The following is a 10,078-nucleotide window of genomic DNA, read 5'->3' as shown; positions in this document are numbered from 1 at the left end:
CCGCTGGCGGCCATCAGCGGCTACACCGAGCTGGCGCAGCGCCGCCGCGACGAGGTGCCCGACGAGGTCGCGCACGCGATGGGCCGGGTGTCCTCGGAGGCCGACCGGATGACGCACCTCGTCGAGGACCTTCTGCTGCTGGCCCGGCTGGACTCGGGTCGCCCCCTCGACCGCGGCGTCGTCGACCTGTCGCAACTGGCGGTCGACGCCCTGTCGGATGCCCACATCGCCGGTCCCGACCACGACTGGAACCTGGACGTGCCCGACGAGCCGGTGCTGGTCGACGGCGACGGCGCCCGGCTGCACCAGGTGTTGACCAATCTGCTGGCCAACGCCCGCGTCCACACTCCCCCGGACACCGCGGTGACCCTCGCGCTGAGCTCCGACGGCCGCAACGCGCATGTGCAGGTTTCCGACAACGGGCCGGGCATCCCGGCCGATCTGCAATCCGAGGTGTTCGAGCGGTTCGCGCGCGGTGATTCGTCGCGCTCCCGGCACAGTGGCAGTACGGGTCTCGGCCTGGCGATCGTGGCTGCGGTGCTCAAGGCACACCACGGCAGCATCGTGGTGCGCAGTACGCCCGGGGACACGGTGTTCACGGTGACACTGCCGCTCACAGCCGACGCATAGCCCGCGCTCATCGCACGACCACCGATGCGATGGACGCTGGACGGGTGACCCTTACCGTTTTTCGGCCCGCGGACGCCGCAGTGGCCACCGGGGAACCCAACCCGCGGCGCTCCGGTCGCGACACTGGGACCGCCGCGGCGCAATGCGTCTTGCTTGCTGTCACCGCCGCGCTGTACCTGTGGAACCTGGGTGCCAGTGGCTGGGCGAACAGCTTCTACGCCGCCGCGGTCCAGGCCGGATCCCAGAGCTGGACCGCGCTGCTGTTCGGTTCCAGCGACGCCGCCAATTCGATCACCGTCGACAAGACCCCGGGTGCGCTCTGGGTGATGGGTATCTCGGTGCGGCTCTTCGGGTTCAACGCATGGAGCATGCTGGTGCCGCAGGCCCTGATGGGTGTGGCGGCCGTCGCTGTGCTCTACGCCGCCGTGCGGCGGACGGCCGGACCGCACGCCGCGCTGCTCTCGGGCGCCATCCTGGCGCTGACCCCGGTGGCCGCGTTGATGTTCCGGTTCAACAATCCCGATGCGCTACTGGTGCTGGCACTGGTGTGCGCGGCCTACTGCGTGCTGCGGGGCCTCGAAAACTCCAGCAGCCCTTGGTGGTCGGCCGGAGCCGGAATCGCGCTCGGCACCGGCTTCCTGGCCAAGATGATGCAGGCCTTCCTGGTGGCACCGGTGTTCGCGCTGGTGTTCCTGGTCTGCGCGGACCTGCCGTTGCTCGCTCGGGTCCGCCGGATGGCCGCCGGTGCCGCGGCCCTGGTGTTCTCGGCGGGCTGGTATCTGGTTCTGGTGGCGCTGTGGCCGGCCGATAGCAGGCCGTACATCGGTGGCTCACAACATAATTCAATCCTCGAACTGGCCCTGGGTTATAACGGGCTGGGCCGGCTGACCGGCGACGAGGTCGGCGGCCTGGGCAACCTGAACCAGGACGTCGGATGGGACCGATTGCTCGGCTCCCAGATGGGCACTCACATCGGCTGGCTGCTGCCGGCCGCCGTGATCGTCCTGGCCGCCGGGCTGATCCTGACCGCACGCGCGCCGCGCACCGACACCGTGCGGGCGGCGCTGTTGCTCTGGGGCGGTTGGCTCGCCATCACCGCGGTGGTCTTCAGCTTCATGAACGGCATCATGCACCCGTACTACACGGTGGCACTGGCACCCGCGGTGGCCGCCGTCCTCGGAATCGGGACCACCCTGCTGTGGCGTCGCCGCAGTGACGTCCGCGCGGCCGTGACGCTCTCGGGTGCCGCCATCGTCACCGTGTTCCTCGGTTTCGTTCTGCTGCAAAGGAACTCCGAGTGGATGCCCTGGCTGCGGTGGACGGTGCTGGTGGCCGGGCTGGCCGCCGGGCTGCTGTTGCCATTCGTCGGGCGCCTGCATGAGCGGGCCGTCCCGATGCTTGCCGCGGCGGCGCTGACCGCCACCCTGGCCGGACCCGCCGCCTTCACGGTGGCCACCGCGGTCACCCCACACACCGGCGCCATCCCCTCGGTCGGGCCCGCCGCGGGGTTCGGCGGACCGCCGGGATTCCTGGACGCCGCCCGGCCCGGTGCCGAACTCACCGCGCTGCTGCAGACCGACGCCGGCGACTACACCTGGGCGGCCGCCACCGTGGGCTCCAACAACGCCGCCGGCTATCAATTGGCCACCGGCGCACCGGTGATGGCGCTCGGCGGGTTCAACGGCACCGACCCCGCTCCCACCCTCGCGCAGTTCCAGGCCGACGTGGCGGCCGGCCGGATCCACTACTTCGTGGACGCCACGATGATGGGCCCCCACGGGGACAACAGCGGCAGCGACGACGCCGCACGGATCGCCGACTGGGTGACGCTGAACTTCTCGAGCCGGACGGTGGGCTCCACGACCGTCTATGACCTGTCCGAATGATTCACAGCGACGGCATAGCAAAGACCAACGGTGGGCCAAACCGGCAGCCCGACGATGAAGTCATGACAATCGCACTCGAGCGGCCCTCGGCCGGAATTTCAGGAGATGCGGCGCGCATCGCCACGGACCGGGGAGTTCCGGTCCTGGACGTGGTGATTCCCGTGTACAACGAGCAGGCCGCGCTGGCCGATTCGGTGCGCCGGCTGCACCGCCATCTGAGCGAGCAGTTCCCGTTCACCTTCCGGATCACCATCGCCGACAACGCCAGTGTCGACGCCACACCGGCGATTGCAGCCGGGCTGGCCGATGAGTTCCCCGAGGTCCGGGTACGCAGGCTGGAGCAGAAGGGCCGCGGCCGTGCCCTGCACACGGTGTGGGAGAACTCCGACGCCCCGGTGCTGGCCTACATGGATGTCGACCTGTCCACCGATCTGGCCGCGCTGCTGCCGCTGGTTGCCCCGCTGATCTCCGGGCATTCCGACGTCGCGATCGGTACCCGGTTGTCCCGCGGCGCCCGAGTGGTGCGTGGGCCGAAGCGCGAGATCATCTCCCGCTGCTACAACCTGCTCCTGCAGTCGACCCTGGCGGCGCGTTTCTCCGACGCGCAGTGCGGGTTCAAGGCCATCCGCGCCGATGTCGCGCAGGCATTGCTGCCGCATGTCGCGGACACCGGATGGTTCTTCGACACCGAATTGCTGGTGCTGGCCGAACGGTCCGGGCTGCGGATCCATGAGGTACCGGTCGACTGGGTCGACGACCCGGACAGTCGCGTCGACATCGTCTCGACCGCGATCGCCGATCTCAAGGGCGTGGCCCGCCTGCTCAAGGGGTTCGGCTCCGGCGAGATCCCGGTGGGTGCCATCGCCGCGCAGTTCGCTGGCGGCCCGCAGGCCGCGGCTCCGAGAGCGCTTCTGCGCCAGGGGGTCTACTTCGCGACCGTCGGCCTGGTCAGCACCGTCGCCTACCTGGTGCTGTTCGTGGCGCTGCGCGGCCTGCTGGGCCCCCAGGGCGCCAACCTGATCGCGCTGCTGTTGACGGCCGTGGCGAACACCGCCGCCAACCGCCGGTTCACCTTCGGGGTCCGCGGTCGTGCCGGGGCGGCGCGACACCAGGTGGAGGGACTGTTCGTCTTCGCCATCGGCCTCGGGTTGACCAGTGGGTCGCTGGCCGCGCTGCATGCGGTCGCCGAACCGGGTCGGGCCGTCGAACTGATCGTCCTGATCGGCGCGAACCTCCTGGCCACCATCGTCCGATTCGTGCTGCTGCGCGGCTGGGTCTTCCACCCGCGCCGCAGTGCCGAAACCATCACCCGAGAGAGCTCCGCACAATGACGATCATGGAAGACCGTGCGACCAACGCCATCTGGGTCGCCACCGACGACCGTCCGACGCGACGCGCGTCGCTGCGGACCTGGCTCCTGGGCGCCGCCGAAGATCCGCGCTGGGAGCGGCCCGCGCTGGCGCTGCTGCTGATCGTCACCGCGGTGCTCTATCTGTGGCGACTGGGTTCGCTGGGCTGGGCCAACGAGTTCTATGCCGCCGCCGCGCAGGCCGGCACGCAGAGCTGGAAGGCCCTGCTGTTCGGTTCGCTGGATGCCGGCAACGCGATCACCGTCGACAAGCCGCCCGCCGCGATGTGGGTGATGGCACTGTCGGGCCGGCTGTTCGGCTTCAACTCGTGGAGCATGCTGGTGCCGCAGGCGTTGATGGGCGTACCCGCCGTCGCACTGCTGTACGCCGCGGTGCGGCGGACCGGTGGTCCGGGAGCCGGCCTGCTGGCGGGCACCGTATTGGCGCTGACCCCCGTGGCGGCGTTGATGTTCCGGTTCAACAACCCCGACGCACTGCTGGTGTTGCTGCTGGTCGCTGCGGCCTACTGCGTGGTGCGGGGATTGTCGAGCACGCACTCGACCCGGTGGATCGCGTTGGCGGGCACAGCAATCGGATTCGCGTTCCTGGCCAAGCTGCTCCAGGCGTTCCTGGTGCTGCCGGCCCTGGGTCTGGTGGTTCTGGTCGCGATGCCGGGAAGCGTCTGGAAGCGGCTGCGGGACTTGACCGTTGGCGTGGTCGCGATGGTGGTGTCGGCAGGCTGGTACGTCCTGCTGGTCCAGTTGTGGCCGGCCGGATCCCGGCCGTACATCGGCGGCTCGACCGACAACAGCCTGCTGGAGTTGGCGCTCGGTTACAACGGCCTGGGCCGGGTGCTCGGCGGTGACGGGAATCCGACCCGCGGGTCCGGCGGCGGCTCCGGTGGCCCCGGTGGCGGCGGACCCGGCGGGTCGATGTTCGGCGGCGAACCCGGCATCGGCCGGATGTTCAGCGACTCGATGGGCACCGAGATCTCCTGGCTGCTTCCGGCCGCGCTGCTCGGTCTGATCGCGGGGTTGTGGTTCACCCGCCGCGCGCCGCGCACCAGCCCGTCCCGGGCCGGTCTGCTGCTGTGGGGAGGCTGGACGGTGGTGACCATGGTGGTGTTCAGCTTCATGAAGGGCATCATGCACCCCTACTACACGATTGCCCTGGCGCCCGGTGTGGCCGCCACCGTAGCCATCACGACCTGCGAATTATGGCGCGGCAGAGCACATCTGGGTCCGCGAATCTGGCTGGGGCTGATGCTCGCCAGCACCGGCGTGTGGAGTTTCGTCCTGCTGGACCGCACACCGGCCTGGCAGCCGTGGTTGCGCTGGACGGTGCTCGTCGGCGCCATCGTGGTGGCCGCGGTGCTCATGGTGGGCGGCCGCCGACTCGGCCGGTACACCGCGGCGCTGGCGACCGCCGGCCTGTTGTTCGGACTCGGCGCCTCGGCGGCCTACACCGTCGAGACGGTGCTCAACGGCCACGGCGGTCCGATGCCGTCCTCGGGGCCGGCGCGTTCCGGCGACCACGGCTTCGGTGGCCCGGGCGGCATGAGCCAGCCCACTGCCGCGGTGGAGAAGCTGGTGACAGCGACCGACAATCGTTGGGCAGCAGCGACGGTCGGATCCCACCTGGCGGGCAGCCTGGAATTGTCCACGGGCACTTCGATCATGGCGATCGGCGGATTCAACGGCGGGGACAACTCGCCGACCCTGGAACAGTTCCAGCAGTACGTCCATGACGGGCAGATCCGTTACTTCCTGGCCGGTGACGGTAGGGGACCCGGCGGCCCCGGCGGGCACGACACGACCTCGTCGGGAAGTCAGATCACCGAATGGGTGCAGGACCACTTCGTCGCCCAGAACATCGACGGCACAACCATTTACGACCTACAAGGCTGAGCCGAGCGGGCCGATTCGCGCACCACCTCGTGCACGAAGCCGAGCTTGGCCACCACCGGTGCGGCAATCTCGAAGGGATACAGTGGCGGCTTCCCCATCGCGGTATTCACCCGGTTGAAGAACAGCGAGATCCACTTCCAGTCGTACAGCAGACGCTCGATGGGGGCGTCGTCGTAAAACTCGAGTGGCGCCACATCACGCGGCGCGGCGAACCGCACCCGGTCGGCGTGCAGCACCATGCCACCCTCGCGGGCGGTGTCGATGGTGTCGGTGATGTGCAGATAGTGGGCGAAGCACTCGGCGAAGTCCTCCCACGGGTGCATGGTGGCGTACTCGCTGATGAAGGATGACTGCCAACCCTCTGGTGCCCCGAACTTGTAGTGCCGGTCGATCTCGTCGGAATAGCTGATCTGCTCGTCGCCGAACAGTTCGCGGCATCGCCCGAGATAACGCTCGGCGCCGGGGCCCGTTTCCACCAGGATGTTCTGGTAGTAGTGCCCGATCTCGTGGCGAAAGTGTCCGAGCACGGTCCGGTACGGTTCGCCCAGACGGACCCGCAGCTGCTCCCGGTAGGCGTCCAGGGTCTCCACCACGTCGATGGTGATCACCCCGTTGGCGTGGCCGATGAGCACGTTCTCACCGGTGGAGTAGCTCGACAGGAGATCGAACGCCAGTCCGCCTTCGGTACGCCACCATGGCTCGATCGGCAGATTCAGATCGGCCAGCTGGTAGACCAACCGGCGCAGGGCGGCCACGGTCGTGGCCAGCTTCTCCCGGGCCAGGGTGTCGTCGGCGGCCGGCTCGTGCCTGATCAATGAGCCGGCCAGGCAGCGTCCGCGCGCGTAGGCGTCCTGATCCTCGGGCGCCAGCCAGTTGCAGTCGGTGGTGGCCTCCTGCGTACACCTGACCCAGCGCCGGCCGTCGATCGTTGCGGCATCACCGTCGATCAGCACCATCGACCTGCTGGGCAGGTGGAACCCGAGCCGGGCCTGGCAGGTCGGGCACCGGGGCGCCTCGAATGGGGTGAAGCCGTTGCACACCGGACAGGCGAACGCACGCATGGCCCTATGGTGGCACGGTCGAAACGTGTCGCAACGTCTACGGACTTCTGCGAATCTCTCGAGGGAGTGACATGCAACTGCTCCTGGTCCGGCACGCCCTGCCGCACCGCAGCGACCACGGTCAGGGTGCCGACCCCGAGTTGTCCGACGTCGGGCACGAACAGGCGGCGAGGCTGCCGGCCGCCCTGGCCCGATTCCCGCTGTCGCGCTTGGTCAGCAGCCCCCAGCGGCGCTCGGTGCAGACCGCCGAGCCGGTGGCCGCGGCCCTCGGTCTGCCGATCGACGTCGACGAACGCGTCGCCGAATACGATCGCGAGATGAGTGGCTACGTGCCGCTCGAGGACCTGCGGGTCGCGCATCCGCACCAGTGGGAGCGGATGGCGGCCGGACACCTGCCGCACGGCGTCGACGAAGCGGCGTTCCGCGCGCGGATCGCCGCGGGGCTGGCCGATGTGGTGACGGCCGCGGCGCACGACGAGACCGTCGCGCTGTTCAGCCACGGCGGGGTGATCAACGTGATCCTGCACGAGATCCTGGGCACCGAACGCGTGCTGTCGTTCCCCATCGACTACGCCTCGGTCACCCGCTTGCTGTACTCGCGCAGCGGCCGGGCCAGCGTCGTGGCCACCAACACCACCGAGCATGTGTGGGATCTGCTCCCGCGCAACCAGCGCTGAGGTAGACAGGCAGGGTGACTTCGCTCGAGGGCCTCGATCTGACCGCGCTCGATCGGCATCTCACGTCGGTCGGCATCCCGCGCAGCGGCGAGCTGCACGGCGAGTTCATCTCCGGCGGCCGCTCGAATCTGACGTTCCTGGTGTACGACGACGCCTCCAAGTGGGTGCTGCGCCGCCCGCCGCTGCACGGGTTGACGCCGTCGGCGCACGACATGGCGCGCGAGTACCGGGTGGTGGCCGCACTCGAGGACGGCCCGGTTCCGGTGGCGCGCGCAGTGACGATGCGAGACGACGACAGCGTGCTGGGCGCGCCGTTCCAGATGGTCGAGTACGTGCCGGGGCGAGTGGTGCGGCTGGCCGCCGAGCTGCCCGCGCTCGGCGGACCCGAGGTGATCAGCAAGTGCGTCGATGCGCTGATCAAGGTGCTGGCCGACCTGCACGCCGTGGATCCGGACGCGGTGGGCCTCGGTGACTTCGGCCGGCCCGACGGCTACCTCGAGCGCCAGGTGCGCCGCTGGGGTTCGCAGTGGGAGCTGGTCCGGTTGCCCGACGACCCTCGGGAGACCGACGTGCAACGGCTGCATTCGATTCTGGCGCAGTCGATTCCGGCGCAGAGCCGCACATCGATCGTGCACGGTGACTACCGCATCGACAACACCATCCTGGACGCCGAGGACGCCACCGTGGTGCGCGCCGTGCTCGACTGGGAGATGTCGACCCTGGGTGACCCGCTGTCGGACACCGCACTGATGTGTATCTATCGCGATCCCATTTTCGGCCTGGTGCACGCTGAGGCCGCCTGGGCTTCCGAAAAGATACCGACCGCCGACGAATTGGCGCACCGGTACTCGCTGGCGACCGGACAACCGTTGCGGCACTGGGACTTCTACATGGCCCTGGCCTGCTTCAAGCTGGCGATCATCGCCGCCGGCATCGACTACCGGTTTCGGTCGGGCAGCGGGGAGGCCGCGGCCGGGCAGGTGGGTCAGGCGGTCGCGCCGCTGATCGCGCAGGGGCTGTCGTACGTGGCCTGATACCTCAGCTGTTGAGCTTGAGGTTGTGCTTGGCCGCGCGCCGGAGCTGGAAGATCCGGACCGCGCCGACGGCCACCGTGATCAGTCCGCCGGCCACCGCGGCGAACAGGATCGCCACTCCCAGCGGGAGGCTCCAGTGCCAGCCGAGGAACTGGAACGCGGTGGACGCGGTGTTCTGTGCGATGAAGACCAACAGCACGATCAGGATCAGGAAGCCGAGGATCAGCGCCGTCCACAGGGCGGCGGCGCGGGTGAAACCCGTTCGGGAATCGGGCTCGAGCACGACCGGAGGGACATCTGACGGTAATGGCTCGGGTGCATCGGTGCTCATACCGCCATCTTTGCCGTTTCCGGAAAAGAAGCAAACACCCCACGCACGTGCCTGCCCGGTTAGTGTCAGAGCGATGACGCTGCTGCGAAACGGCACGCGGGCCTGGCCGGTGTTCCTGGCGTTGACGCTGCTGCTGGTGCCGGGGTGCGGCAGCGCGAATCCGCTCGGCGGCGGGGCCGTCTCCGGCGACCTGAAGTCCGTCGTGGTCGGCTCGGCGGACTTCCCGGAGTCGAAAATCCTCGCCGAGATCTACGCGCAGGCCCTGGAGGCCAACGGATTCACCGTCGGACGGCAGTTGGGTATCGGTAGCCGCGAGACGTACATCCCTGCGCTGCAAGACCATTCGATCGATCTGATCCCGGAGTACACGGGCAACCTGCTGAAGTACTTCGACCCCGGAGCCACCGTGACGCGCCCGCAGGACGTCGAGCTCGCGTTGTTGCGCGCACTGCCCGGCGATCTGTCGGTGCTCACCCCGTCCGAGGCCTCCGACACCGACACCGTGGCGGTCACCGCGGCGACGGCGGCGAAGTGGAACCTGACCTCGATCGCCGATCTCGCGGCCCACTCGGCCGAGGTCAAATTCGGCGGGCCCTCGGAATTCCTCAACCGCGCCGAAGGACTACCGGGTCTGAAGAAGATCTATGGACTGGACATTCCCGAGAAGAATTTCGTAGCGATCAGCGACGGCGGCGGGCCGGCGACGGTTCGCGCCCTGGCCGACGGCACCGTCACGGCCGCCGACCTGTTCTCCACCTCGCCGGCCATCCCGCAGAACAATTTCGTCGTGCTGGCCGATCCGAAGAACAACTTCCCGGCCGCCAACGTGGTGCCCGTCGTGAGTTCGCAGAAGAAGTCCACCGAACTCAAACGGGTGCTGGATGCCGTCTCGGCCAAGCTCACCACCGCCGACCTGATCGCCCTCAACGGCGCGGTGTCGGGCAACTCCGGGATCGATCCCGACGAGGCCGCCCGAAAGTGGTTGGCCGACCATGGTTTCTGAACAGGCCTCGACAAACCGATCGGAGGCGAAGTGATCACCTTTGGCGCGGTCACCAAGCGCTACCCGGACGGCACGGTTGCGGTCGACAACCTGAATCTGGACGTGCCCCGCGGCACGCTGGCGGTGTTCGTCGGACCGTCGGGCTGCGGGAAGACCACCGCGATGCGGATGATCAACCGGATGATCGACCCGACCTCGGG

The 10,078-nt window shown here is 68.7% G+C and carries 10 protein-coding genes; 8 read left to right on the top strand and 2 right to left on the bottom strand.

Going from position 1 to position 10,078, the window contains the following annotated elements:
* From U0R18_RS21485 to U0R18_RS21470, 4 genes are all read left to right on the top strand, one after another.
* On the top strand, positions 1-630 hold a 630-nt coding region (locus U0R18_RS21485), incomplete at its 5' end, for a sensor histidine kinase (protein ID WP_526372293.1).
* A 29-nt stretch (positions 631-659) separates the two neighbouring features.
* On the top strand, positions 660-2,516 hold the full coding sequence (locus U0R18_RS21480) for an ArnT family glycosyltransferase (RefSeq protein WP_526372291.1): 1,857 nt from the start codon (positions 660-662) through the stop codon (positions 2,514-2,516).
* A 62-nt stretch (positions 2,517-2,578) separates the two neighbouring features.
* Positions 2,579-3,847, top strand: a complete 1,269-nt coding sequence (locus U0R18_RS21475; RefSeq protein ID WP_526372289.1) for a bifunctional glycosyltransferase family 2/GtrA family protein — start codon at positions 2,579-2,581, stop codon at positions 3,845-3,847.
* Positions 3,844-5,772 carry an ArnT family glycosyltransferase gene (locus U0R18_RS21470; protein WP_526372287.1) on the top strand — a complete coding sequence of 643 codons (1,929 nt, stop codon included), beginning with the start codon at positions 3,844-3,846 and terminating at the stop codon, positions 5,770-5,772. The genes U0R18_RS21475 and U0R18_RS21470 overlap by 4 nt, the downstream gene beginning before the upstream one ends.
* Here the strand turns inward: U0R18_RS21470 and U0R18_RS21465 are convergent.
* Entirely contained in the window at positions 5,754-6,833 is a 1,080-nt protein-coding gene (locus U0R18_RS21465; RefSeq protein WP_526372285.1) for a zinc-binding metallopeptidase family protein, read from the bottom strand. The genes U0R18_RS21470 and U0R18_RS21465 overlap by 19 nt on opposite strands.
* A gap of 71 nt (positions 6,834-6,904) precedes the next feature.
* On the opposite strand from U0R18_RS21465, the gene U0R18_RS21460 reads away from it, so the two are divergent.
* Complete coding sequence (locus U0R18_RS21460) at positions 6,905-7,510, top strand: histidine phosphatase family protein (protein WP_526372283.1); 606 nt, start codon at positions 6,905-6,907, stop codon at positions 7,508-7,510.
* A gap of 14 nt (positions 7,511-7,524) precedes the next feature.
* Complete coding sequence (locus tag U0R18_RS21455; protein ID WP_526372281.1) at positions 7,525-8,544, top strand: phosphotransferase family protein; 1,020 nt, start codon at positions 7,525-7,527, stop codon at positions 8,542-8,544.
* A 4-nt stretch (positions 8,545-8,548) separates the two neighbouring features.
* Here the strand turns inward: U0R18_RS21455 and U0R18_RS21450 are convergent, their stop codons facing one another.
* Positions 8,549-8,875 carry a LapA family protein gene (locus tag U0R18_RS21450; RefSeq protein WP_526372279.1) on the bottom strand — a complete coding sequence of 109 codons (327 nt, stop codon included), beginning with the start codon at positions 8,873-8,875 and terminating at the stop codon, positions 8,549-8,551.
* Between the two features lie 73 nt (positions 8,876-8,948).
* Here U0R18_RS21450 and U0R18_RS21445 point away from each other — a divergent pair, with 73 nt between their 5' ends.
* Positions 8,949-9,878 carry an ABC transporter substrate-binding protein gene (locus U0R18_RS21445; protein WP_526372277.1) on the top strand — a complete coding sequence of 310 codons (930 nt, stop codon included), beginning with the start codon at positions 8,949-8,951 and terminating at the stop codon, positions 9,876-9,878.
* Between the two features lie 30 nt (positions 9,879-9,908).
* A partial coding sequence (locus U0R18_RS21440; RefSeq protein WP_526372295.1) for an ATP-binding cassette domain-containing protein occupies positions 9,909-10,078 on the top strand: 170 nt, incomplete at its 3' end.

This window comes from Mycobacterium sp. (assembly GCF_046330795.1).
Classification (GTDB): Bacteria; Actinomycetota; Actinomycetes; order Mycobacteriales; family Mycobacteriaceae; genus Mycobacterium.
Note: the sequence above shows the minus strand (reverse complement) of the source record. Positions and strands in the feature narration are given on the sequence as shown.

What these genes read in the sequence shown, in the direction of transcription:
- U0R18_RS21460 (WP_526372283.1), top strand. Translation starts at nt 6,905, where the DNA reads ATGCAACTGCTCCTGGTCCGGCACGCCCTGCCGCACCGCAGCGACCAC.
- U0R18_RS21475 (WP_526372289.1), top strand. Translation starts at nt 2,579, where the DNA reads ATGACAATCGCACTCGAGCGGCCCTCGGCCGGAATTTCAGGAGATGCG.
- U0R18_RS21445 (WP_526372277.1), top strand. Translation starts at nt 8,949, where the DNA reads ATGACGCTGCTGCGAAACGGCACGCGGGCCTGGCCGGTGTTCCTGGCG.
- U0R18_RS21465 (WP_526372285.1), bottom strand. Translation starts at nt 6,833, where the DNA reads ATGCGTGCGTTCGCCTGTCCGGTGTGCAACGGCTTCACCCCATTCGAG.
- U0R18_RS21470 (WP_526372287.1), top strand. Translation starts at nt 3,844, where the DNA reads ATGACGATCATGGAAGACCGTGCGACCAACGCCATCTGGGTCGCCACC.
- U0R18_RS21450 (WP_526372279.1), bottom strand. Translation starts at nt 8,875, where the DNA reads ATGAGCACCGATGCACCCGAGCCATTACCGTCAGATGTCCCTCCGGTC.
- U0R18_RS21480 (WP_526372291.1), top strand. Translation starts at nt 660, where the DNA reads ATGGACGCTGGACGGGTGACCCTTACCGTTTTTCGGCCCGCGGACGCC.